The following is a 25034-nucleotide window of genomic DNA, read 5'->3' as shown; positions in this document are numbered from 1 at the left end:
GCTGCGCCGGCCGGCGCCGCTTCAGGTTAACCCTCTATATTCCGGCGCATCTCATTGGACGGACCCATTCATGCTGGACGGCGTATCGCTGGATCACCTGCGCGTGTTCATCGCCGCGGCGGAGGAAGGCAGCTTCTCCGCGGCAGGCCGCAAGCTCAGGCGGGCGCAATCGGTGGTGAGCCAGACGCTGGCCAACCTGGAAGGCCAGCTGCGGGTCACGCTGTTCGACCGCAGCGCGCGCTACCCGGTGCTCACCGAGGAAGGCAAGGCGCTGCTGGGCGAGGCCAAGGTGGTGGTGGGTGGCATGGACAGCTTCAAGGCCCGCGCCCGCACGCTGTCCGAAGGGCTGGAGCCGGAGCTGTCGGTGGCGGTGGACGTGATGTTCCCGATGAGTGCGCTCACCGCCGCGGTGGGCGCCTTCCGCCAGCAGTTCCCGCAGACGCCGCTGCGGCTGTATGTGGAGGCGCTGGGCGCGGTGGTGCAGCCGGTGCTGCAGGGCAGCTGCCAGCTGGGCATCGTCGGATCGCTGCCGGTGGTGCCGGACAACATCCGCTGCGAGCACCTGTCGCAGGTGCCGATGGTCACCGTGGTGGCGCCCGGCCATCCCCTGGCCGGCCTGCCCGGCCCGCTGGCCGCCGACGTGCTGGAGCGCCATGTGCAGCTGGTGCTGACGGACCGCAGCAGCCTGAGCGCCGGCCGCAGCTACGGCGTGCTGTCCGCCCACACCTGGCACCTGGCCGACCTGGGGGCCAAGCATGCCTTCCTGAAGGCGGGCTTCGGCTGGGGCCACATGCCGCAGGAGATGGTGCAGGCCGACCTGGACGCGGGCCGGCTGCTGCGCATCACGCTGCAGATGCACCAGCCCGCCACGCCCAGCATCGCGATGCTGGCCGCCTACCGCCACGACGCACCGCCCGGCCCGGCCGGCCGCTGGCTGCTGGCGCGCCTGAAGGCCGAGGCCCAGGCCTGAGCGGCCCGCGGCCCGCCGTGGCCGTCCATCGGCCGGGCCGATTCTTTCCATCGAATCAAACAGGCTTCACCGGCCGCCTGGGCCTTCCTACGCTGCAGCCCATGCAGCGATGTGCTGTGCCGGCCCAGGAGCCAAGACATGACCCCGAACACGACGATCCGTTTCCACGCCTACGGCGGCCCCGATGTGCTGCAGGTGGAGGACGATGCCCCGGTGGGCGAACCCGGCGCCGGCCAGGTGCGGCTGCGCCATTCGGCCATCGGCGTCAACTTCATCGACACCTTGTTCCGCCAGGGTGCCTTCCCGGTGCCGCTGCCCTCGGTGCCGGGCGTGGAAGGCGTGGGCGTGATCGAGGCGCTGGGCCCCGGCGTGCCGTCGCTGCGCGTGGGCCAGCGGGTGGCCTACTACCTGGCGCCGGGCAGCGACACCCAGGTGCGGCTGATCGATGCCAGCGCCCTGGTGCAGGTGCCCGACGACCTGGATGACGCGCGGGTGGCGTCGGTGCTCACCAAGGGCCTGACCGCCTGGGCCGGCCTGCACGGCTACCACGCGCTGGCCGCGGGGCAGACGGTGCTGATGCAGGGCGCCTCCAGCGCGGTGGGCGGCCTGCTGGCACGCTGGGCCAAGGCCCTGGGCGCCCGGGTCATCGGCACCGCCGGCAGCATGGCCAAGCGGCAGGCGCTGGAGGGCGCCATCGACCATGTGCTGGCCTCCGATGCGCCGGACCTGGGCGCCCAGGTGCGGGCCCTGGTGCCCGACGGCGTGGACGTGGTGTACGAGCTGGTGGGCCGCGCCACCTTCGAGGCCACGATGGCCGCGGTGAAGGACGGCGGCACCATCGTGTCCATCGGCGCGGCTTCCGGCGCGCCGGTGGTGGATGCGCAGGCGATGAGCCGGCGCGGCGTGCGCCTGGTGGGTGGGCCGATGGCGCCGCACCTGGCCGGCCGCCTGCCCGAGGCCACGGCCGCGGTGTTCCAGGCCTGGCGCTCGGGCGTGCTGGGCGAGGTGCCGTACACCCGCTGGCCGCTGCGCCAGGCGGCCGCGGCGCACGAGGCGCTGCGCGACCGCAGCAAGCAGGGCGCGCTGGTGCTGGTGCCCTGAGGCGGCTGCGGGCCGCCCGCTCAGCCGCGCCGGAAGAAGGCCTGCACCAGCTTCACCCAGTAGGTGGAGCCGATGGGCAGCAGCGCGTCGTTGAAGTCGTAGCTGGGGTTGTGCAGCTCGCACGGTCCCATGCCGTGGTAGGTGGCCTCGCGGTGCTCGCCGTTGCCGTTGCCGATGAAGCAGTAGCTGCCCGGCACCTGCTCCAGGAAGAAGGAGAAGTCTTCGGCTCCCGCCACCGGCGGCGCCTCGCGCAGCACCTTGGCGGCACCGAACACCTCGGTGGCCACGTCGGCCGCGAAGTCGGTGGGCGCCGGCCAGTTCACCAGCGGCGGGTAGGCCCGCACGAACTTCAGCTCGCCGGTGGCGCCGTACACCTGCGGCAGCGTCTCGGCGATGCGGCGCATCTGGTCCTCGATCAGGTCCAGCACCTCGATGCTGAAGGTGCGCACCGTGCCGCGCAGCACCGCCTCGTCCGGAATCACGTTGTAGGCATCGCCCGCATGCATCTGGGTGACGCTGAGCACCGCGGTGTCGATCGGCGACTTGGTGCGCGAGATCACCGTCTGCAGCACGCCCACCATCTCGGCCGCGATGACGATCGGGTCGACCCCCTTCTGCGGCATGGCCGCATGGCCGCCGGTGCCGCGCACGACGATGTCGAAGCGGTTGCTCGAGGCCATCATCGCGCCCTTGCGGAACGAGAAGGTGCCCACCGGCGCGCCCGGCATGTTGTGCACGCCGTAGACCTCGTCGCAGGGGAAGCGCTCGAACAGGCCGTCGGCCATCATCGCCTTGGCGCCGGCGTTGCCGCCTTCTTCCGCCGGCTGGAAAATGAAGTTCACCGTGCCCTCGAAATCCCGGTGCGTCGCCAGGTACTGCGCCGCGCCCAGCAGCATCGCGGTGTGGCCATCGTGGCCGCAGCCATGCATGCGCCCCGGGTTGAGCGAAGCATGCGCGAAGCGGTTGTGCTCGGGCATCGGCAGCGCATCCATGTCGGCGCGCACGCCGATGGCACGGCCGCCCGGGCCGCGGCTGCCGTGCAGCACGCCCACCACGCCGGTCTTGCCCAGGCCGCGGTGCACCTCGATGCCCCAGGAGGCCAGCTTGGCGGCCACCAGGTCGGCGGTGCGCGTCTCCTGGAAGGCCAGCTCCGGGTGGGCATGGATGTCGCGGCGCAGCGCCGTCATCGCCGGCACTTCGCTGCGGATGGCGTCGATCACGCCGGTGTCTTCGGTCAGGGTCTCGCTCATCGTGTTCATCCTCTGGTCTGCTGGCGCACGTAGTCGGCCAGTTCGGCCGCCACGCCGCCCAGGGCTTGCTGCAGCGCCGGAAAACCGGCACTGCGCTCGCGGGTGGCTTCGTTCATGTACAGGCCGCGGTGCAGCTCGATCTGCAGGCTGTGGCGGCGCTCGGCCGGCCGGCCGATGCGGGCGATCAGGGCCACGCCCTTGAACGGGTCGTTGAAGGCCACGCCCAGGCCGCGCCGGCGCATCGCCTCGGCCACCAGCTGCGTGAACTCCTCGCTGCAGGTGCGGCCGTCGTGGTTGCCCAGCACCACGTCGGCCAGCGGCTTGTCGGTCTGGATCTGCAGGCCTTCGTACGAATTGGCCGGCATCGAATGCAGGTTCAGGTGCCACACCGCGCCATGCCGCTGGAAGGCCTGCTCGATCTCTTCGAGCAGCGTGCGCTGGTAGGGCGCGTGGTAGGTGGCGATGCGGGCCTGAACCTCGGCCACGCTGAGCTTGCGGCTGTAGATCGGCTGGCGGCCGTCGTGGCCGGCATCGCGCCAGACGAGGCCGATGCCCAGCCGCGTCTTCTCGCTGGGCTTCAGCTCGCCGGGCCAGGGGCCGTCGAGCAGCGCGGCGTCCAGGTCGGCGGCGTCGCGGTTGGGGTCGATGTAGCTGCGCGGGAACTCGGCCGCCAGCAGCGTGCCGCCCACCGCGGGCAAGGCCTGCCACAGCACGTCGACGTCGGTGTCCTCGCCCGCGCGCAGTTCGTCGAAGGGCAGGGCGTAGCCGAAGTCGGCCGGGTACTTCAGGCCGCTGTGCGGCGAATCGGCGATCAGCGGCAGCGGCTCGGCGGTGGGCCGCTGCAGCGCGAAGGGATCGAAGGGCGTGGCGGCGTGGGGAACTGCGCGTGAGGTCATGCAGGAACGGCTTGGGTGTGCACGGTGATGGGTTGCGTGAGGTCGTTCAGGTGGCAGGCGCTGGTGTGGCCGGCCGAGAGGGTCTTGAGCGCCGGGCGCTCGGTGCTGCAGCGGGGCATCGCATGCGGGCAGCGCGGATGGAAGGCACAGCCCGAGGGCGGTGCCAGCGGCGAGGGCAGCTCGCCCTGGATGGGCTTGTACACCCGGCGGGTGGTGTCCAGCGTGGGCAGCTCCGACAGCAGCGCCTGGGTATAAGGATGGTTGGGCCGGTTGAACACCGTGTCGGTGGGCGCCACTTCCACGATGCGGCCCAGGTACATGATCACCACGCGGTCGGCGATGTGGCCCACCACGCCCAGGTTGTGGCTGATGAACAGGTAGGTCAGGTCGAACTCGCGCCGCAGCTCGGTGAACAGGTTCAGCACCTGCGCCTGGATGGACACGTCCAGCGCGGCCACCGCCTCATCGCACACGATGGCCCGCGGCTTGAGCGCCAGCGCGCGGGCAATGCCGATGCGCTGCCGCTGGCCGCCCGAGAACTGGTGCGGATAGCGCTGCGCATAGTCGGGGTCCAGGCCCACCTGGCGCATCAGGCTGCCGACGTAGGCCGCCTTCTCCGACGGGCGCACGATGCCGTGCACCACCGGCGCCTCGCCGATGATGTCCAGCACCCGCATGCGTGGATTCAGCGAGGCCATCGGGTTCTGGAAGATCATCTGCACGCCCAGCTCGTAGGCGCGGCGCTCGGCGCGCGGCAGGGTTTCCACCGGCTGGCCCTGGTAGCGCACGGTGCCGGCGCTGGGCGGGTTGATGCCGGCCACGATGCGGCCCAGCGTGGACTTGCCGCAGCCCGATTCGCCGACGATGCCGATCACCTCGCCGGCCTGCACGTCCAGGTCGACGCCGCTGACCGCATGCACCACCGCGGGCGTGTGGCGGGCGCCCAGCAGGTTGGCGATGCGCCCGGCCAGGTCCACCGGCCGGGTGAAGCGCTTGTCGATGCCGCGCAGGCTGATCAGCGGCGCGGCGTCGCCGGCCTCGACTTGCCTAGACATGTGCGGCCTCCAGCGGATGCCAGCAGCGGGTGTGCGCGCCCGAGGGCTGCGGCACGATGGCCGGCACCTGGGTGCAGGCCGCGTCGGCCCGCCCGCAGCGCGGCCGGAAGGCGCAGCCGGTGGGCAGGTGCAGCAATGAAGGCGTCATGCCGGGTATCTGGCGCAGCAGCGTGCCGTGGGTCTGGCGTGTGGGAATGGAATCGATCAGGCCCTGCGTGTACGGATGCGTCGGGCTGCCGATCACCTGCTGCGCCGTGCCGGCCTCCACGATGCGGCCGGCGTACATCACCGCGATGCGGTCGGCCAGGCTGCTGATGACGGCCAGGTCGTGGGTGATCCACACCAGTGCAGTGCCGGTCTCGCGGCACAGCTTCTGCACCTCGAACAGGATCTGCGCCTGGATGGTGACGTCCAGCGCGGTGGTGGGCTCGTCGGCGATGATGAGCCGCGGCTGGTTGAGCAGCGCGATGGCGATGGCCACCCGCTGGCGCATGCCGCCCGAGAGCTGGTGCGGATAGGCCAGCAGGCGTTCCTCCGGTGCGGCGATGCCCACCATCGCCAGCGCATCGCGGGCCCGGGCGCGGGCCGCGGCGGCGCTCACCTTCTCGTGCGCGTGGATGGCTTCCACCATCTGCGTGTCCACCCGCAGCACCGGGTTGAGCGTCATCATCGGGTCCTGGAAGATCATCGCGATCTCCTTGCCGCGCACCTGCTGCAGCCGCTGCTCGCCGGCCTGCGCCAGGTCCTCGCCCAGGTAGGCGATGCGGCCCTCGACGATGCGGCCCGGCGGGTCGATCAGGCCGATGATGGAAAAGCCGGTGATCGTCTTGCCCGAGCCGGATTCGCCGACGAGGCCGAGGATCTCGCCGGCGTTCACCGCCAGGTCCACGCCGTCCACCGCCTTCACCACCCCGCCGTGGGTGAAGAAGTGGGTCTTCAGGCCTTCGATGCGCAGCACCGGGTTGTTGGGGAGCTTGCTGGCCACGGCGTTCAATGCGCGTTGTGCGGGTTGAGCACGTCCCGCAGGTGGTCGCCCACCAGGTTGATGCCGACGATGCTGAGCGCCAGCGCGATGCCGGGGAAGAACGAGATCCAGTAGTGGCCCGACAGCAGGAACTCGAAGCCGTTGGCGATCAGCATGCCGAGCGAGGGCTCGGTCACCGGCACGCCCACGCCCAGGAAGGACAGCGTGGATTCCAGCGCGATGGCATGTGCCAGGTCGATGGTGGCGATGACGATCAGCGGCGGCATGCAGTTGGGCAGCATGTGGCGCAGCAGCACGCGGCGCCAGCCCAGCGACATGCACTGCGCAGCCTCCACGTATTCCTTGCTGCGCTCCACCAGTGCCGCGCCGCGGGCCGCGCGGGCGAAGTAGGCCCACTGCACCACGATGAGGGCGATGATGACCTTGTCCACGCCCTTGCCCAGCACCGCCAGCAGGATCAGCGCCACCAGGATGGCGGGGAACGAGAGCTGGATGTCGACGATGCGCATCACCAGTGCATCGATCCAGCCGCCGAAGTAGGCCGCCGCCAGCCCCGCCACGCTGCCGATGGCCAGCGCCGCGGCCACCGACACGCCGCTGACCAGCAGGCTGGTGCGCAGGCCGTAGAAGATGGCCGAGAGCAGGTCGCGCGCCTGGCCGTCGGTGCCCAGCCAGTAGGTGATGCTGCCATCGGCCGCCGCGCTGCCGGGCGGCAGCTTGGAATCGAAGATGTCGAGCTTGCCGATGTCGTAGGGGTTCTGCGGCGAGATCCACGGCGCCAGCACCGCGGCGCCCACCGCCAGCAACAGCAGCAGCAGGCCGAACATCGCCAGCTTGCTGGCCATGAACTCACGGCGCAGGCGCTGCCACGGCGTTTCCGGCGGCGGCAGCGCGGCCGGCGTGTCGGTGATGACGGCGTGCGTCATGCCTTGGCCGCCTGCAGCCGAACCCGCGGGTCCAGCACCGAATAGAGGATGTCCACGATCAGGTTCAGCATCACCAGGAAGAAGACGATCAGGATGAGGTAGGCCACCACCACCGGGCGGTCCAGCGTGATGATCGAATCGAGCAGCAGCTTGCCCATGCCGGGCCAGGCGAAGATGGTCTCGGTGACCACCGCGAAGGCCACCACCTGCCCGAACTCCAGCCCGCCCACGGTGACGATGGGGATCATGATGTTCTTCAGCAGGTGCACCTTCAGGATGCGGCCCCAGGCCAGGCCCTTGGCCCGCGCGAACTTGATGTAGTCCATCGGCAGCGCCTCGCGGGTGGCGGCGCGGGTCACGCGGATGATGAGCGCGGCCTTGGTGAAGGCGATGGTGAGCGCCGGCAGCACCAGCCGCTGCCAACCGTCCAGCGTGAGCACGCTCAGGTCCAGCGGGCCCACCATCACCGTGCGGCCGCGGCCGCTGGCCGGCAGCCAGCCCAGCGTGACCGCGAACACCATGATGAGCATCAGCCCCACCCAGAAGCCGGGCAGCGAGAAGCCCAGCACGGAGCCGGTCATGATGGCGCGGCTGCTCACTGCCCGCGGCTTGAGGCCGGCCCAGATGCCCAGCGGCACGCCCACCGCCACCGCCAGCAGCATCGAGACGATGGCCAGCTCCAGCGTGGCCGGCATGCGCTCCAGGATCAGCCCCATCGCCGGCTGGCCGGTGAGGAAGCTCTTGCCGAAGTCCAGCCGCACCGCATGCGACATGAAGATCGCGTACTGCTGCCACAGCGGCTTGTCCAGGCCGAAGGATTGCCGGATGGCCTCGCGGTCGAGCTCGGTGGCCTCGGGGCTGGCCATCATCGAGACCGGATCGCCCACCACGTAGAGGCCGACGAAGACCAGGCCCGACATCACGGCCATGACCAGCACCGCCTGCATCAGGCGGCGGATGATGTACGCCAGCATGGAAACTGCGACTGCGTGCGGCGGCCTACTTGGCCGGCGTCACGTACTGCACCATGGTCATCTGGTCGGCGCGGCCGGTGAAGGCGAGGCCCTTCTTCATGGCCCAGACCGAATGCTCGAAGTGCACCGGCAGCATCGCGAAATCGGCCATCGCCAGCTCGCTGGCCTTGGCCAGCAGCGCACCGCGCTTGCTGCTGTCCATCACCGCGGCCGAGGCCTCCACCAGGCGGTCCATCTCCAGGTTGGAATAGCGGCTGCGGTTGGTGGTGCCCACGCCCTTTTCCTTGTTGGGCGTGACCAGCAGCGAGTTCAGCGTGTTGGACATCTCGCCGGTGGCGGTGCCCCAGCCCGCCAGGTAGGCGCTGTAGGCATGGCTGTCGCGGTTCTTGAAGAACACTGGCGGCGCGTTGCTGTCGATCGTGGTCTTCACGCCGATGCGAGTCCACATCGCGGCCAGCGTCTGTGCCACCTTGCTGTCGTTGATGTAGCGGCCATTGGGTGCGCCGAGCACCAGGTTGAAGCCATCGGGGTGGCCCGCCTCCTTCAGCAGCGCCTTGGCCTTCTCGACGTCCGCCTTCGGTGCCTGCGTCAGGTTGGGGCTGGCGCCCAGCATCGGGTAGGGCAGCAGCTGCGCGGCCGGCGTGGCCACGCCGCCCATGATGCGGTCCACCAGGGCCTTGCGGTCGATGGCCAGCGACAGCGCTTCACGCACCCGCTTGTCACGCAGCGGATTGCGCGCCAGCGGCTTGCCGTCCGCGCCGGTGATGCCGGGCGTCTGGTCCCCGTGCTGGTCCAGCGCCACGTAGATCACGCGGTTCGACGGCTTGGTGACGACATTGAGCTTGGGGTCCTTCTGCAGCCGCGCCAGGTCGTCGGTGGGCGGGTCTTCCACCAGGTCCACGTCGCCGGCCAGCAGCGCCGCCACGCGCGCCGCGGGATTGGTGATCGGCCGGTACACCACGCGGTCCCAGGCGGGCTTGGGGCCCCAATAGTGCGGGTTGCGCTCGAAGACGATCTCGCTGCCGCGCTTCCAGGACACGAAGCGGTACGGGCCTGCGCCTACCAGGCCAGTGCCGGCGTTCATCTCGGTGGTGGTCTTGCCTTCCGGTGCGGCGCCGCTCGCGGCCTTGGCCGACAGGATGGGCAGGCCGGTCAGGTTGATGGGCACCAGCGGATAGGGCTTGACCGTGGTGATGCGCACGGTCAGCGGGTCCACGGCCTCCACCTTGCTGACCTGCTGCAGGTAGATGTTGAACGACGACGGGCTGTTGGGCACCTTGGGCACGCGCTCGAAGCTGAACACCACGTCGGCCGAGGTGAAGGGCGTGCCGTCGGAGAACTTGACGTTGGGCCGCAGCTTGAATGTCCAGGTGCTGCCCTCCGCGCTCCAGGATTCCGCCAGGCAGGGCTTGGGCGCCAGCTCGGCGTCGGGGCACACCAGCGGATCGAGCAGGGTCTGTGACAGCTGGATGTTGGGCGTGAGCGCGTGGTACTGCGGGTCCATCGAGGTGGGCTCCGTCTTCAGGGCCACCACCAGGTCGCGTGCCAGGGCGGGCGCGCCCCAGGCCAGGAGGGCGGACAAGGTGGCGGCGGCCGCCAGGGTGAAGGCGGGTCGCTGTGAGCGCATGGGCATGAGAACTTCCGTCCGTGGCGATGAGCGTCCAGGGTAAGCAATTCGCGCACCAGCGGGCACTGTGGTTTACCGCGATGCCGCGGCCGCCGTGCCGACGCGCGATGCGGGCCGCTTGCCTAGACAAGCGTGGTGGGTGGCGCGGCCATCCCCCGCCCCGTGCGCATGCGAGCATGCGCGGGTGAACGATGCCCCCTTGCCCCGCTGCCGTGCTGCCTGCCGGCGCTGCCTGCGCCCGCAGGCCACCTGCCTGTGCGCGCTGGCGCGGCCCACGGCGCACCGCACCGACGTCCTGGTGCTGCAGCATCCGCAGGAGCTGCGGCAGGCCAAGAACAGCGTGGCGCTGCTGCGCCTGTCGCTGGCGCGCTGCGAGGTGGTGGTCGGCGAATGCTTCTCGCCGGCCACGCTGCAGGCCCTGCTGCATCGCCCCGGGCAGCAGACGCTGCTGCTCTATCCCGACGTGCCGCTGGCGCCGGCGCCGCCGGCCCTTCGTGCTGGCGCCGAGGCAGGCCCCGGGCGGCGGCTGCGGCTGGTGGTGATCGACGCCACCTGGCGCAAGAGCCTGCGGCTGCTGCTGGACCATCCCGCGCTTGCCGCGCTGCCACGGCTGGCGCTGCAGGCACCGGGGCCCACCCGCTACCGTGCCATCCGCGCCGCGCGGCGACCCGACCAGGTCTCGACGCTGGAAGCGACGGTGCAGGCCCTGGCGATGCTGGAAGGCCCGGGCTTCGAGGCCACGCCGCTGCTGGAGGCCTTCGGCCACTTCGTCGCCGGCGTGGCGGCCCGCCAGCGGCCCGGCCGACCGCAGGCAGCGAATTAGCCACCGGTGCGATTCACAGGCCTTCGCGGGTGGGCATCAGCACCACCTGCTGCAGGTTCACATGCCGCGGCTGCGCGGCCAGGAAGGCCACCACCCGCGCCACGTCCTCCGCCTTCAGGAACTCCATGTTCTGGCGCGCCTGGGCGATCCAGTCGGTGGCGCCCTGGAAGGTGAAGTGGCCCTGCAGCTCGGTGTCGGTGATGCCGGGCTCCAGCATGGACACGCGGATGTCCTTCGGCCCCAGCTCCGTGCGCAGCTGGCGGGTGAGGTGGCTCACATAGGCCTTGGTGGCCGAGTACACCGCGAAGTAGCTGTAGACGTACTGGCCGGCAATGGAGGAGGTGTTGATGAGGTCGGCCACCCGGCCCTGCGCGGCCGCCTGCTGCAGCTGCGGCAGGAAGGCATGGATCACGCGCATCACCGCGGTGATGTTGAGGTCGATCTGCTGCTGCCATTGCGCGAAGGGCTGCGACTCGATGGCCCCGGGCAGCATCACGCCCGCGTTGTTGAACACCAGGTCGGCACCGCCGAACTCGGCGGCCACCCGCTCGGCGGCGGCCTGCACCGAGGCGGCATCGGTGACGTCGGTAGCGATGGCCAGCGCCTGGCCGCCATCGCGGCCGATCTGCGCGGCCACCTCGTCCAGCGCGGCCTGCCGGCGGGCCAGCAGCGCCACGCGGGCGCCGCGTGCGGCCAGCAACAGGGCACTGGCGCGGCCCATGCCGCTGGAAGCACCGGTGATGACGGCCGTGCGGCCTGCCAGGTCTTGGGTGAGGGAGGACATGCGGTTTTCCTTTCAGGTAGTGCAGTCGGGGAATCGACAGGGGTCACTCTAGGCAGCGCACCCTGGCCCCGGTAGGCCGGCAGCGGCAACAACACCGGCAACCATCGGTTGTCAATCCGTGCAGCCTTGCTACGATGCGCACGACCTCGGGAGACGCCTGTTGGACCAGCTCAAGGCCATCACCACCTTCGTCCGTGCCGCCGAAGCGGGCAGCTTCAACCGCGCAGCCCTGGCCCAGGGCAGCACGCCGCAGGCGGTGAGCAAGGGCATCCGGGCGCTGGAGCAGCACCTGGGCGTGCGGCTGTTCCACCGCACCACGCGCAAGATCTCGCTCACCCAGGAAGGCGAGCGCCTGTTCACCGACGTGCGCAGCAGCCTGGAAGGCGTGGCCGCCGCGGTGAGCCGGGCCCGCAGCGCGGTGCGCGATGACGAGGGCCTGATCCGCATCAGCGCCGGCGGCTCGGCCGGGCGCAAGGTGCTGCTGCCGCTGGTGGTGGACTTTGCGCAGCAGCATCCCGGCATCGAGATCGACCTGCTGCTGGAAGACCGCGCGACCGACAGCATCGCCGAGCGCATCGACGTGGGCTTTCGCGCCGGCAATCCGCCCAGCGCGCAGGTGATCGCGCGGCGGCTGTTCTCCATCCAGCAGATCGTGTGCGCCGCGCCGGCCTACCTGGCGCAGCACGGCACGCCAAGGCGGCTGCCGCAGCTGCTCAAGCACCGCTGCACCGGCTACCGGCAGCCGGGCACCGGCCGCGCGGTGCCGTGGGAGTTCGACGTGAAGGGCGAGATCGTCTTCCAGCCGATGCATCCGGTGCTGTGCTGCAGCGACCCCGATGCCGAGATGCTGGCGGTGGCCGCGGGGCTGGGCATCGGCCAGGTGGACAGCATCAATGCCGCCGCGCCGCTGCGTGCCGGTGCGCTGGTGCCGCTGCTGACGGCGCATGTCAGCGAGCGCATGGGCTTCTACGTCTACTACGGCCAGCGCAGGAACCTGCCCGGCCGGGTGCGCAGGTTCATCGACTTCGCGGTGCAGCGGCTTAAGGACAGCACGGCATTCACCCTGCCGACCGCCGAGCTGCGGGCGCTGGCGCGGCAGGCGGGTGCGACTTGACGAAGTCCACGAAGGCCCGCAGCGGCGCGGGCAGGTGCCGGCGGCCCGGGTAGTACAGGAAGGGCCCGGCGAAGCTCACCCACCAGTCGGGCAGCACCGGCACCAGCGCGCCGCTGTCCAGCTGCGGGCGCAGCCAGTCCTCGAAGATGTGGATGACGCCGCAGCCCGCCACGGCCGTCTCGATGGCCAGGTCCACCCCGCCGCCCAGGCGCACCACCAGCCGGCCGGCGGGCGTCACCACCACGGTGTCGCCCTCGCGCTCGAATGTCCAGGGCGGCACCGCGCCGCTGGGAAAGCGGCCCAGGAGGCAGGCATGCTGCAGCAGCTCGCGCGGATGCTGCGGCATGCCATGCTCGGCCAGGTAGGCCGGCGAGGCGGCGGTGGCGATGCGCTGGCGGCGCGGGCCGATGGGCAGGGCGATCATGTCCCGCTCCAGTCGCTCCTCGTAGCGGATGCCGGCATCGCAGCCGGCGGCCAGCACGTCGACGAAGCTCTCGTCCACCGTCACCTCCAGGCGGATATCGGGATAGGCCTGCAGGAAGGGCGGCACGATGGCCGGCAGCACCAGCCGGGCGGCGCTCATCGGCACGTTCAGCCGCAGCGTGCCGGCCGGCCGGTCGCGGAAGCCGTTGACCACGTCCAGCGCCGCATTCACCTCCTCCAGCGCCGGGCCCAGGCGCTCCATCAGCCGGGCACCGGCCTCGGTGGGCGCCACGCTGCGGGTGCTGCGGTGGAGCAGCCGCACGCCCAGCCGTGCTTCCAGCCGCCGCACCGCCTCGCTCATGCCGGAGGCGCTGAGCCCCGCCTGGCGCGCCGCCTCGCGGAAGCCGCCGGCGCGCGCCACCTTCAGGAAGGTGGCCAGGTCGCCCAGCTCGGTGATGCCGCTGGCTTCCAGCGCAGGCGGGGTGGGATCGGGAAGGGGCGCCATGGGGTACTGCTCCAGCGGGCTGCGGTGTGTCCGGTTTTTCGCACGAGGCGTGCGACGCTGGCCACCTTATCGCACGCCCGGGTGCTGCCTACAGTGGTTTCACACCGGCGCTTCGGCCGGCTCATCCACCCAGGCCGCACTCCGCAATGAACACCATGAATACCTCCACCGCCGCCGACGTCGCCCCGCTTCCCGCGCAGCAGGCCGGCCGCTTTCCGCTGGGCAGCCGCCGCGTCGCCCGCATCGGCTATGGCGCCATGCAGCTGGCCGGCCCCGGCGTGTTCGGCCCGCCGGCTTCGCCGGAAGCCGCCATCGCGGTGCTGCGCGAAGCGGTGGCGCTGGGCGTGGACCACATCGACACCAGCGACTTCTACGGACCGCACGTCACCAACCAGCTGATCCGGCAGGCGCTGCATCCCTACCGGGACGGGCTGACCATCGTCACCAAGGTGGGCGCGCGCCGCGGCGACGATGCCTCCTGGCTGCCCGCGCAATCACCGGCCGAGCTGGTGCAGCAGGTGCACGACAACCTGCGCCACCTGGGCCTGGACGTGCTGGACGTGGTGAACCTGCGCAGCATGCTGGCCGTGCACGGCGCGGCCGAAGGCTCGCTGGCGCCCCAGCTGGCGGCACTGGCGCAGCTGCAGCAGCAGGGCCTCGTGCGCCACATCGGGCTGAGCAACGTCACCGCAACGCAGGTGGAGGAGGCGCGCGGCTTCTGCGAGATCGTCTGCGTGCAGAACATGTACAACCTGGCGCATCGCCAGGACGACGCGCTGGTCGATGCGCTGGCCGCGCAGGGCGTGGCCTATGTGCCGTTCTTCCCGCTGGGCGGCTTCAGCCCGCTGCAGTCGCAGGCGCTGTCGTCCGTGGCCGCGGAGCTGGGTGCCACGCCGATGCAATTGGCGCTGGCCTGGCTGCTGCAGCGCTCGCCCAACCTGCTGCTGATCCCGGGCACCTCGTCGGTGGCCCATCTGCGGCAGAACCTGGCGGCGGCTTCGCTGCGCATCCCCGCCGAGCTGCTGCGGCGGCTGGACCCCGCGTGACCGTACCGGCGGCGCAGGCTTTGGCTTGCGCCTAAAAAGCCGGGCATGAGCCATCCCCACAAGCAGGTCCTGGAACAGGCCAATGCCGCCATCTCCCGCGGCGACCATGAAGGTTTTCTCGCGCTGTGCACCGAAGACACCCGCTGGGTGTTCGTCGGCGACCGCACGCTGCAAGGCAAGGAAGCCGTGCGCCGCTGGATGAAGGAAAGCTACCAGCGGCCGCCCGAATTCAAGGTGGACCGCATGGTGGCCGAGGGCGACACGCTGGCCGCCATCGGCGAGATCACCCTGCATGACGAGGCCGGCACGGCCAGCGTGCATGCGTATTGCGATGTCTGGCGCCTGCGTGATGGCCGGCTGGCCGAGCTGCAGGCCTTCGTGGTGCCGCAGGGCTGAGAACCTGTTAAGGCACCACTCACGCCCGCTCGACGCGCCCTGACGACCCGGCTCGTCGCTGCGAAGGTTCGCCCTAGCCCGAGCCATGGCTGCGCTTCATTCACAGGTTCTGAGGGCGGCGCAGGTCGCGCGCGTCAGTCGGGACGCCCGAGCCGCACCGGCCCGCCGGCCTCCAGCGCATCCACCGGCTGCCCGCCGCGGGTGATGCGCAGGCGGCCGGCCTCGGCCAGCGCCTGCGCCACCTGGCGCACCCGGGGCATCAGTGCGCGCCAGGCCGCCTCGTCGGCCGCCAGGGCACGCGCCACCTCGGAAGGGCAGATGGTGGCGCCCGGCCGGCGGGCCGACAGCAGCCCGAAGACGGTGTCCTCGATGGCTGCGTCGGTCACGGCGCCGGCCTGGGGGGCGCTCACGCGGCGCTGCGGCCGCGCACGTCGAAGCGGTCCAGCTCCATCACCTTGACCCAGGCCTCGACGAAGTCCTGCACGAAGTGGGCTTCGCCGTCGGCTGCGGCATACACCTCCGACAGCGCGCGCAGCTGCGCATTGCTGCCGAAGATCAGGTCGGCCAGCGTGGCCGTCCAGCGGCGTTCGCCGGTCTTGCGGTCGGTGCCTTCGAACAGGTGCTTCTGGCCTTCCACCGGCTTCCACGCGGTGCGCATGTCCAGCAGGTTCCGGAAGAAGTCCGCGCTCAGGGTGCCGGGGCGGTCGGTCAGCACGCCGTGGCTCACGTTGCCGCTGGTCGCGCCCAGCGAGCGCAGGCCGCCCACCAGGGCCGTCATCTCGGGCGGGGTCAGCATCAGCAGGTTGGCCTTGTCGATGATGCCGTTGGCCACGTTGGCCGGGCCGCCCGCCTTGATGTAGTTGCGGAAGCCGTCGATCGCCGGCTCCAGCACCTCGAAGGAGTTGACGTCGGTCTGCTCCAGCGTGGCATCGGTGCGGCCAGGGGTGAAGCGCACCTGGACCTGGTGGCCGGCGGCACGGGCCGCACGCTCGATGGCGGCGCTGCCGCCCAGCACGATCAGGTCGGCCATCGACACCCGCTTGCCACCGCTGGCCTGCGCATTGAAGGTGGCCTGGATGCCTTCCAGCACCGACAGCACCTGCGCCAGCTCGGTGGGGTCGTTGGCTTCCCAGTCCTTCTGCGGCGCCAGGCGGATGCGTGCGCCGTTGGCGCCGCCGCGCAGGTCGCTGCCGCGGAAGGTGCTGGCCGAGGCCCATGCCGCCTTCACCAACTGCGCCGTGGTCAGGCCGCTGTCGAGGATCTGGCGCTCCAGCTTGGCCACGTCGGCGGCGTCGATCACCGGGCCGGTGTTGGCCGGCAGCGGGTCCTGCCACAGCAGGTCTTCCTGCGGCACCAGCGGGCCCAGGTAGCGCACCTTCGGGCCCATGTCGCGGTGGGTGAGCTTGAACCAGGCGCGGGCGAAGGCGTCGGCAAACTCGGCCGGGTTGGCCAGGAAGTGGCGCGCGATCTTCTCGTAGGCCGGGTCGAAGCGCAGCGCCAGGTCGGCGGTGGTCATCATCGGCTGGTGCAGCTTGCCGGGGATGTGGGCATCGGGCACGTTGCGGCCGGCGTCGCCCACCGGCTTCCACTGGTGGGCGCCGGCCGGGCTGGTGGTCAGCTCCCAGTCGAAGCCGAACAGCGTTTCCAGGTAGCTCATGTCCCACTTCGTGGGCGTGGCGGTCCAGGCGCCTTCCAGGCCGCTGGTGATGGCATGGGCGCCGATGCCGGACTCGTAGGCGCTCTTCCAGCCCAGGCCCAGCTCCTCGATGTTGGCGCCTTCGGGCTCCGCGCCCACATGGTGGGCCGGGCCGGCGCCATGGCACTTGCCGAAGGTGTGGCCGCCGGCCACCAGGGCCACGGTCTCGTAGTCGTCCATCGCCATGCGGGCGAAGGTGTCGCGGATGTCGCGGGCCGAGCCCACCGGGTCGGGCTTGCCGTTGGGGCCTTCGGGGTTCACGTAGATCAGGCCCATCTGCACCGCGGCCAGCGGCTTGGCCAGCTCGCGCTCGCCGCTGTAGCGCTCGTCGCCCAGCCAGGTGGATTCCGGGCCCCAGTCGATGGGCAGGGGCTCCCAGATGTCCTCGCGGCCGCCGCCGAAGCCGAAGGTCTTGAAGCCCATGGACTCCAGGGCCACGTTGCCGGCCAGGATCATCAGGTCGGCCCAGGAGAGCTTGCGGCCGTACTTCTGCTTGATGGGCCACAGCAGCCGGCGGGCCTTGTCCAGGTTGCCGTTGTCGGGCCAGCTGTTCAGCGGCGCGAAGCGCTGCTCGCCGGAGCGGGCGCCGCCGCGGCCATCGAAGATGCGGTAGGTGCCGGCCGAGTGCCAGGCCATGCGGATGAAGAAGGGGCCGTAGTGGCCGTAGTCGGCCGGCCACCAGTCCTGCGAATCGGTCATCAGGGCATGCAGGTCGGCGATCACGGCCTGCAGGTCCAGCGTCTGGAATTCCTTTCGGTAGTCGAAGTCTTCCAGCATCGGGTCGCCCAGCTTGGCATGCTGGTGCAGCACGCCCAGGTTCAGCTGGTCGGGCCACCAATGGGCATTGGTGCGCGTCTGGCGCGGCTTGCCGCCGCCGGCTTGTCCGTGCGCCACCGGGCACTTCATTTCAGTCTCAGCGCTCATTGCTACATCTCCTTGCGTACGGCTGTGATCGACGCTGCGCAGGTTACGGGCTGGCGTGCAGGCGCGCCATTGGCCCTATGGATGGGAGCGATAGCCTGTGGGGGCTTGCCTGCGCAGCGGTGGCAACATACGCCGCCTTGTCGTACCCCTGAGCGAAAACAATCATGATCCAACGTCGCACACATCTGCTTGCAACCCTGGCCGCCGGCCTGGCCCTGTGGGCGGGCACGGCGCAGGCCGCCGACCTGCTGGACGAGGTGAAGCAGCGCGGCACCTTGCGCATCGCGGTCGAGGGCACCTACCCGCCCTTCAACTTCCGTGACGCGCAGGGGCAGCTCACCGGCTTCGACGTGGAGATCGCCACTGCCATTGCGGCGAAGATGGGCGTCAAGCCCGCCTTCACCACCACGGAGTGGAGCGGCATCCTGGCCGGGCTGCAGGCCGGCAAGTACGACGTCATCGTCAACCAGGTGGCGGCCACCGATGCGCGGCGCCAGACCTTCGACTTCAGCGGCCCCTATGTCACCTCGGCGGCGCAGCTGATCGTGCGCAACAACGAGACGCGCCCCATGGCCACGCCGGCCGACCTGAAGGGCAAGCGCATCGGCGTGGGGCAGGGCAGCAACTATGCCGACCTCGCCCGCGGCATCGAAGGTGCCGAGGTCAAGGTGTATCCCGGCGCGCCGGAGTACCTGCAGGACCTGGCCACCGGCCGCATCGACGCCGCGCTGAACGACAGCCTGCTGATCCCCTACCTGACGCAGACCAGCAAGCTGCCGCTGAAGGCCGGTGCGCCCATCGGCCCCAGCGAGAGCAACGCCATCCCCTTCCGCAAGGGCAACCCGAAGTTCAAGGCCGCCATCGACCAGGCCCTGGCCGACCTGAAGGCCGACGGCAGCTTCGAGAAGATCTCGGTCAAGTGGTTTGCCCGCGACGTGAGCAAGCCGCTGACCGCGGCCAAGTGAGCGCCGCAGGCGCCGGGGTGCGGCGATGGAGCTGATACCGCTGCTGCAGCTGGCGGCACCGGTGATGCTGCGCGCCACCGGCTACACGCTCTTCTTCGCCGTCTCAGCCATGGTGCTGGGCCTGGCGCTTGGTGCGCTGGTGGCGCTGGTGCGGGTGCTGGAGCTGCCGCTGCTGCACTGGCTGGCGCGGCTGTACGTCAGCATCTTCCGCGGCACGCCGCTGCTGGTGCAGGTGTTCATCGTGTACTACGGGCTGCCCAGCATCGGCATCGAGTTCTCGCCGGTCACCGCAGGCATCCTGGCGCTCACGCTCAACGTGGCGGCCTACCTGTCGGAAAGCCTGCGCGGCGCGGTGCTGAGCATCGGCAGCGGCCAGTGGATGGCCGGCACCAGCCTGGGCCTGACGCATGTGCAGACGCTGCGCTTCATCGTGGCGCCGCAGGCCCTGCGCACCGCCGTGCCCAGCCTGTCCAACTCGCTGATCAGCCTGATCAAGGACACCTCGCTGGTGTCGGTGATCGCGGTCACCGAGCTGATGCTGGCCACCAAGGAGCTGATCTCCACTACCTTCCAGCCGTTTCCGCTGTATCTGGCGGCCGCGGGGGTGTACTGGGTGCTGAGCCTGCTGTTCGAGCAGGTGCAGCGGCTGCTGGAGAAGCGGCTGGCCTTCCCGCACTGAGCGCGCCGAGGCGCACATCCCCCCTGCGGGGTGGCTCCTCGCGGGCCGGGCCGATGGCTCCATCGGCCGATGTGGGCGCGGCCCCCGGGCGGAACACTGGCGGCCTTCCTTCCTCCAGCCGCCGCCAGGCCTTCGCACCATGAACGTCCCGCCCCGCATCCACGCCACCACCGCCACCCTGCTCACCGCCCTGCTGGCCCTGGGCAGCGGTTGTGCCTCCATCACCGACGGCACCTCGCAGACGGTGGTGTTCCACCTCACGCCCAAGGAGACCCGCTGCGTCGTCTCCCGCGAGGGATCGCAGCTGGGCATCGTCACCGGCCGGCAGAACACCGTCACGCTGGACAAGGGCGCCAAGGACGTGCTGGTGCAGTGCGCCGCCCCCGGCCATGAGAACGCCACCCAGCGGCTGGTCAGCCGCACCCAGACCTCGGGCGTCGTGGGCGGCTTCTTCCTCGACCTGGGCATCACCGACATGATCACCGGTGCCATGTGGAAGTACCCCAACGAGATCAGCATCGCGCTGGAGCCGTCGGCCCCCGAGCCCGCAGCCGCTGCGGCGCCGCGGGATGCCCAGCCCGGCATCCTGCCCGGCGTGCGCCGCGCCGGCCGCTCGGGCTGACCCGGGGCGGGCGGGCAGGGCCGCGCTGGCAGACTGCGGGGGACCACCCCCGCCACGGCCCATCGCCCGCTGCCGCGCCATGAACCAACCGACCGAAGCCCCGTCCCGGGCGCCTGCACACGATGCCGAAGCGCAGGCCGCCGCGCAGGCCGAGCTGCACCAGCGCATCCGCGGCCTGCTGGCCGCCCAGCAGGCGGCCTGCATGGCGCAGCCCCCGACCGACGCCGCGCAGCGGCGCGCGCAGCTGCTGGCGCTGAAGCAGGCCGTGCTGCGCCGGCAGGCGCTGCTGGTGCAGGCCATGGGCCAGGACTTCGGCCACCGCGCTGCGGCCGAATCGCAGATGCTCGACGTGCTGGGCTCGGTGCTGGCGCTGGACCATGCGGCCCGCCATGTGCGCCGCTGGATGAAGCCCAGCCGCCGCCGCACCGAGTGGCTGTTCGCCGGCAACCGGCTGCAGGTGCACCACCAGCCCAAGGGCGTGGTGGCGGTGGTGGTGCCCTGGAACTTCCCGGTGTACCTGGCGCTGGGTCCGCTGGCCTCGGCACTGGCCGCCGGCAACCGGGTGATGGTGAAGATGCCCGAGGCCACGCCGGCCACCAACGCCGCGCTGCGCGCCGTGCTGGCCGAGGTGTTCGACGAGGCGCAGGTGGCGCTGGTGGGCCAGGAGCTGGCCGACCCGGCCTTCTTCACCTCGCTGCCCTTCGACCACATCCTGTTCACCGGCTCGCCCGCGGTGGGCCGCCGCGTGATGCGTGCGGCCGCCGAGCACCTGACGCCGGTGACGCTGGAGCTGGGCGGCAAGTCGCCCGCGCTGGTGGGCCGGCGCTATCCGCTGGCCGATGCGGCGCGGCGGGTGGCGCATGGCAAGGCGGCCAACAGCGGGCAGATCTGCGTGTCGCCCGACCATGTGCTCGTGCCGCGCGAGCAGCTGCCGGCCTTCGTGGCGGCGGTGCAGGCGGCCTGGCAGCGGTTCTACGGCGGCGTGGCCGAAGGCAATGCCGATTGCACCGCCATCGTCAATCCGCATCACCAGCGCCGGCTGCTCTGCCTGCTGGACGATGCCCGGGTACGCGGTGCGCAGGTGCTGGCCTGCGGCCCCATGCCGCGGGGCGAGGGCCGGCAGCTGCCGCTGCACATCGTGGTCGGCGCGACGCCGGACATGGCCGTGATGACGCAGGAGCTGTTCGGCCCCATTCTGCCGGTGCTGCCCTACGACACGCTGGACGACGCCATCGCCTTCATCAATGCCGGGCCGCGGCCGCTGGCGCTGTACTGCTTCAGCCACGATGCGGCGGAGCGCACCCAGGTGCTGGAGCGAACCCGCTCCGGCGGCGTGACCTTCAACGACTGGGGCTGGCATGTGGTCAACCACGATGCGCCGTTTGGCGGCATCGGCGGCTCGGGCATGGGCGCGTACCACGGGCATGAGGGCTTTCTCGCGCTGTCGCACGCGCGCACGGTGTTCACGCGGCGGCGCTGGTTTCCCAGCCAGCTCTTCCATCCGCCCTATGGCGGGCTGGCGCAGCGGCTGGTGCTGCGCTGGTTCCTCGGCTGAGAACCTGTGAACGAACCACTCACCCGAGCCACGGCTGCGCCTTGCGCCTGGATTTAGGCCGCCGTGTCGCGCCGCTCGGGTGCGACCGCTTCATTCACAGGTTCCGAGGCGGCTGCCGGAACGCGGCTTGCCGCCGACCTGCATCTCCCACTCAACGGATGCAAGCCATGACCCAGTTGCCCGCAGAGAACAAGAGCTGGCCCGGTGCCGGCGCCGACGACAAGCCCGCGGCCTCCGGCGAGCAGATCCGCACCGGTGGCCAGCCCGCCCCGGCCGCCCCGGCCGGCCAGCCGCGGGACAAGGACGACCCGCACCTGGCGCCCGAAAGCGGCGACAAGCCCGACGCCGCGGGCCGATAGGCAGCCCGTTACCTACGGCCACATGTGCAACCGTCCTACAGGGCGGGCGAGCAGGCGCTGCGACGATGCCGGCCAGAGTCACCTGGCCGGCGCTTGCCGCACTGTTCGATGTCCGCCTTCGCGACACTTTCTGCGGCAAATGTTCCCCATCTCCCCACCACCGCGTCGGTGCCGGGCCGGCATGCCGGCGATACCCGCGCGCTGCTTGATGTGCTGGGCGGCCCCGATGGGCAACGCAGTCCCGCCCAGCAGCTGCATGCGCTGATCCACGCCGGCCTGGACGCGCTGCCGCCGCCGGCCGGCGGACGCACGCTGCAGCGCTGGCAGGCCCTGGCCACCGTGGCCCGGCACGATCTCTCGCTGGCCAAGCTGTACGAGGGCCACACCGATGCGCTGGCCGTGCTGCAGGAGCTGCGCGCGCCGGCACCGCCGGCCGGCAGTTGTCTAGGCATGTGGGCCGCCGAGCCGCCCGACGGCCGCGTGGGCTTCGTGCGCCAGGGCGGCGACGAGGTGCGGCTGCAGGGCACCAAGCGCTGGTGCTCGGGCGCGGCCGATGTCACGCATGGTCTGCTCACCGCCTGGCAGGCCGATGGCAGCGGACCCTGGCTGGTGCTGGTGCCGATGGCGCAGCCCGCGGTGAAGGTGCTGGGCGGCGCCTGGCGTGCCGTGGGCATGGCCGACAGCCAGAGCCTGGACGTGCAGCTGGACGGCGCCACCGGCCACCTGTGCGGCGGTGCCGGCGACTACCTGTCGCGCCCCGGCTTCTGGCAGGGCGGCCTGGGCGTGGCCGCCTGCTGGTATGGCGGCTGTGCCGCCTTGGGCGATGCGCTGCGGCATGCCGAGCTGCAGGCCCGCGACGGCCCGCCCGAGCGCCGCCATGCGGCCCAGGTGGCGCTGGGCCAGGCCGACGTGGAACTGCATGGCCTGGCGGTGCTGCTGCGCCAGGCTGCCGCCTGGGTCGACGACCATCCGCTGCAGTCGGCGCAGGCGCTGGCGCTGCGGGTGCGCAGCGCGGTGGATGCCGCCGTGCAGCGCCTGCTGGTGCTGGCCGGCCGCGCGCTGGGTGCCACGCCGTATTGCCGCGACCGCCATTTCGCCCGCCTGGCCGCCGACCTGCCGGTGTTCGTACGCCAGACCCATGCCGACCGCGACCTGGCGTCGCTGGCGCGCCTGGCCACCCCGGAAGCCGACGGCGCCGCCGCATGGGCGCTGTAGAGCCGCCGCTGATCCAAGGCCAGGGCACGCCGGCGTCGGCCTGGGCCGCCTGCCCGGTGCTGCAGGCGCTGCCCGGCTGCAGTGCGGGGCAGCTGCTGCCGGACGGCGCCCGCGCGGTGGTGGTGGCGCCGCATCCGGACGACGAACTGCTGGCCGTGGGCGGCCTGATGCAGCAGTGGCTGGCCGCCGGCCGGCCAGTGCGGGTGCTGGGCGTGACCGATGGCGAAGCCGGCCTGCCCGCGGGCGATGCCACGCCCGCCGCCCGGCTGGCGCGCCGCCGCCGCATCGAGCGGCAGCGCGGGCTGGCCCACCTGGGCCTGCCGGCCCGCGCCATCCAGCGCCTGGGCCTGCCCGACGGTGGCGCCAGCGACCACGAAGCCCAGCTGGTGCAGCGCCTGGCCGCGCTGCTGCGCCCGGGCGACCAGGTGTTCACCACCTGGCGCCACGATGGCCATCCCGACCATGAAGCCACCGGCCGCGCGGCCGCGGCCGCCTGCGCAGCTGCTGGCGCCTGCCTGCACGAGGCGCCGGTATGGACCTGGCACTGGGCGTCCCCCGGCGATGCCCGGGTGCCCTGGCAGCGGCTGCGCCGGGTGGCGCTGCCGCCGGCCGCCCGGCAAGCCAAGCAGCGGGCGCTGGCCGAGCACCGCTCCCAGCTGCAGGCGCCGCCGGGTTCGCAGCCCATCCTGCCCGGCTGGGCGCTGGCGCGCTGGCTGCGGCCCTGGGAATACCTGCTGGCCCCCGTCGTTCCTTCGCCCTGAACACCCCCGCCATGCCCGCCACGCCACCCGCATCCCCCCCGAGCGCCGCCACCGACGCCGACTACTTCCGCAAGCTCTACGCCCAGGGCGACGACCCCTGGGGCTACCGCACCCGCTGGTACGAGCAGCGCAAGCGCGCCGTCACCGCGGCCTGCCTGCCCGGGCGGCGCTATGCCTTCGGCTTCGAGCCCGGCTGCGCCGGCGGCGACCTGGCGGCCGAGCTGGCGCCGCGCTGCGACCGCTACCTGGCGGCCGACCTCGATCCCACCGCCGTGGCCGCCGCCCTCCGGCTGCTGGCCCCGCTGCCGCAGGTGGAGGTGCGGCAGCTGCAGCTGCCCGGCGGCTGGCCGCAGGGCCTGCGCTTCGACTTGGTGGTGCTCAGCGAGCTGGGCTACTACCTCGGTGCCGACGGCCTGGCCGAGGTGGCGCGGCTGGCGCTGCGCAGCCTGGCCGAGGACGGCGTGGTGCTGGCCTGCCACTGGCGGCATCCCATCGAAGGCTGCGCGCTGGACGGCGACACGGTGCAGCAGGCGCTGCACCAGGCGCTGGGCCTGCCGCGGCTGGTGCAGCACCTGGAGCCCGACTTCCACCTGGCGGTGTGGAGCCGCGACGGCCGCTCGCCCGCGGTGCGCGAGGGCCTGCTGTGATCGGCGTGGCGGTACCGGCGCACAACGAGCAGGCGCTGCTGGGCCGCTGCCTCGATGCGCTGAAGCGCGCCGCCCGCCATCCCGGCCTGCAGGGCGAGCCGGTGCGGCTGGTGGTGGTGCTGGATGCCTGCACCGACGCCTCGGCCGAGGTGGCCGCCGGCCATGGCGTGCTGCCGCTGGTGGTGCAGCACCGCAACGTGGGCCGCACGCGCGCCGCCGGTGCCCAGGCGCTGCTCGATGCCGGCGCGCAGTGGCTGGCCTTCACCGATGCCGACAGCGAGGTGGCCGACGACTGGCTGGTGGCGCAACTGGCCCTGCACGAGGCCGGTGCCGACGCGGTGTGCGGCTGCGTGAGCGTGGCCGACTGGTCGGCCCACAGCCCGCAGGTGCGTGGCCGCTACGAGGCGCACTACCGCCCGGTGGAAGGCCACCGCCACATCCACGGCGCCAACCTGGGCGTGCAAGCGCAGGCCTACCGTCGCGCCGGCGGCTTCCGCCCGCTGGCCTGCGGCGAGGACGTGGCCCTGGTGCACGACCTGGAAGCCAGCGGCGCCCGCATCGCCTGGAGCATCACGCCGCGGGTGCACACCAGCGCCCGCCGCCAGGCCCGCGCCCGCGGTGGCTTCGCCGACTTCCTGCTCGGGCTGGAAGCCGCCTGAGGCCGGCCCGGCCGGCCACCATCGGTAACACCGGGGTGCGCCGTGCGGCCAGAGAATGCGGGCCCGCCAGGCCCGGC

General features: G+C 71.7%; 25 protein-coding genes and 1 pseudogene. 15 read left to right on the top strand and 11 right to left on the bottom strand.

Features of this window, described 5'->3' with window-relative positions; genetic code table 11:
• Positions 1-70: 70 nt before the first annotated feature.
• Entirely contained in the window at positions 71-970 is a 900-nt protein-coding gene (locus VO99_RS05985) for a LysR family transcriptional regulator (protein WP_046111919.1), read from the top strand.
• Positions 971-1108: 138 nt separating this feature from the next.
• Positions 1109-2071, top strand: coding sequence for a quinone oxidoreductase family protein (locus VO99_RS05980; protein ID WP_046111918.1), 963 nt, complete (start codon positions 1109-1111; stop codon positions 2069-2071).
• Positions 2072-2091: 20 nt separating this feature from the next.
• Here the strand turns inward: VO99_RS05980 and VO99_RS05975 are convergent, their stop codons facing one another.
• From VO99_RS05975 to VO99_RS05945, 7 genes are read right to left on the bottom strand one after another with little or no spacing between them, the layout of a single operon-like run.
• Positions 2092-3321: a M20 aminoacylase family protein gene (locus VO99_RS05975; RefSeq protein WP_046112129.1), complete on the bottom strand. Its 1230-nt coding sequence runs from the start codon at positions 3319-3321 to the stop codon at positions 2092-2094.
• A 5-nt stretch (positions 3322-3326) separates the two neighbouring features.
• Complete coding sequence (locus VO99_RS05970; protein ID WP_046111917.1) at positions 3327-4217, bottom strand: N-formylglutamate amidohydrolase; 891 nt, start codon at positions 4215-4217, stop codon at positions 3327-3329.
• Positions 4214-5272 carry an ABC transporter ATP-binding protein gene (locus VO99_RS05965; RefSeq protein WP_046111916.1) on the bottom strand — a complete coding sequence of 353 codons (1059 nt, stop codon included), beginning with the start codon at positions 5270-5272 and terminating at the stop codon, positions 4214-4216. Before VO99_RS05965 ends, VO99_RS05970 begins: the two co-directional genes overlap by 4 nt.
• Complete coding sequence (locus VO99_RS05960) at positions 5265-6266, bottom strand: ABC transporter ATP-binding protein (RefSeq protein ID WP_375136380.1); 1002 nt, start codon at positions 6264-6266, stop codon at positions 5265-5267. The genes VO99_RS05965 and VO99_RS05960 overlap by 8 nt, the downstream gene beginning before the upstream one ends.
• A complete protein-coding gene (locus VO99_RS05955) occupies positions 6263-7183 on the bottom strand; it encodes an ABC transporter permease (RefSeq protein WP_046111914.1) in 921 nt (306 codons plus the stop codon). The genes VO99_RS05960 and VO99_RS05955 overlap by 4 nt, the downstream gene beginning before the upstream one ends.
• Positions 7180-8157 carry an ABC transporter permease gene (locus tag VO99_RS05950; protein WP_046111913.1) on the bottom strand — a complete coding sequence of 326 codons (978 nt, stop codon included), beginning with the start codon at positions 8155-8157 and terminating at the stop codon, positions 7180-7182. Before VO99_RS05950 ends, VO99_RS05955 begins: the two co-directional genes overlap by 4 nt.
• Positions 8158-8182: 25 nt before the next feature.
• The gene (locus VO99_RS05945; RefSeq protein WP_375136383.1) at positions 8183-9784 is read right to left on the bottom strand and encodes an ABC transporter substrate-binding protein; all 1602 of its coding nucleotides are present in this window, start codon (positions 9782-9784) and stop codon (positions 8183-8185) included.
• A 199-nt stretch (positions 9785-9983) separates the two neighbouring features.
• Between VO99_RS05945 and VO99_RS05940 the strand changes: the two genes are divergently transcribed.
• A complete protein-coding gene (locus tag VO99_RS05940) occupies positions 9984-10607 on the top strand; it encodes a DTW domain-containing protein (protein WP_046112128.1) in 624 nt (207 codons plus the stop codon).
• A 13-nt stretch (positions 10608-10620) separates the two neighbouring features.
• Here VO99_RS05940 and VO99_RS05935 read toward each other — a convergent pair whose 3' ends face one another.
• Positions 10621-11391, bottom strand: coding sequence for an SDR family oxidoreductase (locus VO99_RS05935; protein WP_046111911.1), 771 nt, complete (start codon positions 11389-11391; stop codon positions 10621-10623).
• Between the two features lie 160 nt (positions 11392-11551).
• Here VO99_RS05935 and VO99_RS05930 point away from each other — a divergent pair, with 160 nt between their 5' ends.
• Complete coding sequence (locus VO99_RS05930; RefSeq protein WP_046111910.1) at positions 11552-12505, top strand: LysR family transcriptional regulator; 954 nt, start codon at positions 11552-11554, stop codon at positions 12503-12505.
• Here the strand turns inward: VO99_RS05930 and VO99_RS05925 are convergent.
• Entirely contained in the window at positions 12450-13433 is a 984-nt protein-coding gene (locus tag VO99_RS05925; protein ID WP_046111909.1) for a LysR family transcriptional regulator, read from the bottom strand. The two genes, VO99_RS05930 and VO99_RS05925, sit on opposite strands and share 56 nt — an antisense overlap.
• A gap of 155 nt (positions 13434-13588) precedes the next feature.
• Between VO99_RS05925 and VO99_RS05920 the strand changes: the two genes are divergently transcribed.
• A complete protein-coding gene (locus VO99_RS05920) occupies positions 13589-14479 on the top strand; it encodes an oxidoreductase (RefSeq protein ID WP_046112127.1) in 891 nt (296 codons plus the stop codon).
• Between the two features lie 45 nt (positions 14480-14524).
• Positions 14525-14875 carry a nuclear transport factor 2 family protein gene (locus VO99_RS05915; RefSeq protein ID WP_046111908.1) on the top strand — a complete coding sequence of 117 codons (351 nt, stop codon included), beginning with the start codon at positions 14525-14527 and terminating at the stop codon, positions 14873-14875.
• 134 nt (positions 14876-15009) lie between these two features.
• Here the strand turns inward: VO99_RS05915 and VO99_RS05910 are convergent, their stop codons facing one another.
• Both VO99_RS05910 and katG read right to left on the bottom strand, forming a co-directional pair.
• Positions 15010-15285 carry a DUF3253 domain-containing protein gene (locus tag VO99_RS05910; RefSeq protein WP_046111907.1) on the bottom strand — a complete coding sequence of 92 codons (276 nt, stop codon included), beginning with the start codon at positions 15283-15285 and terminating at the stop codon, positions 15010-15012.
• Positions 15282-17495, bottom strand: coding sequence for a catalase/peroxidase HPI (katG, locus tag VO99_RS05905; protein ID WP_052736122.1), 2214 nt, complete (start codon positions 17493-17495; stop codon positions 15282-15284). Before katG ends, VO99_RS05910 begins: the two co-directional genes overlap by 4 nt.
• Positions 17496-17659: 164 nt before the next feature.
• Here katG and VO99_RS05900 point away from each other — a divergent pair, with 164 nt between their 5' ends.
• From VO99_RS05900 to VO99_RS05860, 9 genes and pseudogenes are all read left to right on the top strand, one after another.
• Positions 17660-18460 (top strand): transporter substrate-binding domain-containing protein, encoded by an 801-nt coding sequence (locus VO99_RS05900; RefSeq protein WP_046111905.1) that lies wholly within the window; start codon positions 17660-17662, stop codon positions 18458-18460.
• A 25-nt stretch (positions 18461-18485) separates the two neighbouring features.
• Complete coding sequence (locus VO99_RS05895) at positions 18486-19139, top strand: amino acid ABC transporter permease (RefSeq protein ID WP_046111904.1); 654 nt, start codon at positions 18486-18488, stop codon at positions 19137-19139.
• Between the two features lie 139 nt (positions 19140-19278).
• Positions 19279-19761, top strand: coding sequence for a hypothetical protein (locus VO99_RS05890; RefSeq protein WP_046111903.1), 483 nt, complete (start codon positions 19279-19281; stop codon positions 19759-19761).
• Positions 19709-21211: pseudogene (locus VO99_RS05885) on the top strand (aldehyde dehydrogenase family protein); the annotation flags it as partial. The gene VO99_RS05890 and the pseudogene VO99_RS05885, both read left to right, overlap by 53 nt.
• A gap of 272 nt (positions 21212-21483) precedes the next feature.
• Positions 21484-21675, top strand: coding sequence for a hypothetical protein (locus VO99_RS05880; protein ID WP_046111902.1), 192 nt, complete (start codon positions 21484-21486; stop codon positions 21673-21675).
• 108 nt (positions 21676-21783) lie between these two features.
• Positions 21784-22890 (top strand): acyl-CoA dehydrogenase family protein, encoded by a 1107-nt coding sequence (locus VO99_RS05875; protein ID WP_198156881.1) that lies wholly within the window; start codon positions 21784-21786, stop codon positions 22888-22890.
• Entirely contained in the window at positions 22878-23651 is a 774-nt protein-coding gene (locus VO99_RS05870; RefSeq protein ID WP_046111901.1) for a PIG-L deacetylase family protein, read from the top strand. The genes VO99_RS05875 and VO99_RS05870 overlap by 13 nt, the downstream gene beginning before the upstream one ends.
• 11 nt (positions 23652-23662) lie before the next feature.
• Positions 23663-24298 (top strand): SAM-dependent methyltransferase, encoded by a 636-nt coding sequence (locus VO99_RS05865; protein ID WP_046111900.1) that lies wholly within the window; start codon positions 23663-23665, stop codon positions 24296-24298.
• A complete protein-coding gene (locus VO99_RS05860) occupies positions 24295-24957 on the top strand; it encodes a glycosyltransferase family 2 protein (protein WP_046111899.1) in 663 nt (220 codons plus the stop codon). Before VO99_RS05865 ends, VO99_RS05860 begins: the two co-directional genes overlap by 4 nt.
• Positions 24958-25034: the final 77 nt, after the last annotated feature.

Source organism: Aquincola tertiaricarbonis (genome assembly GCF_000969605.1).
GTDB classification, from domain to species: domain Bacteria; phylum Pseudomonadota; class Gammaproteobacteria; order Burkholderiales; family Burkholderiaceae_C; genus Aquincola; species Aquincola tertiaricarbonis.
Note: the sequence above shows the minus strand (reverse complement) of the source record. Positions and strands in the feature narration are given on the sequence as shown.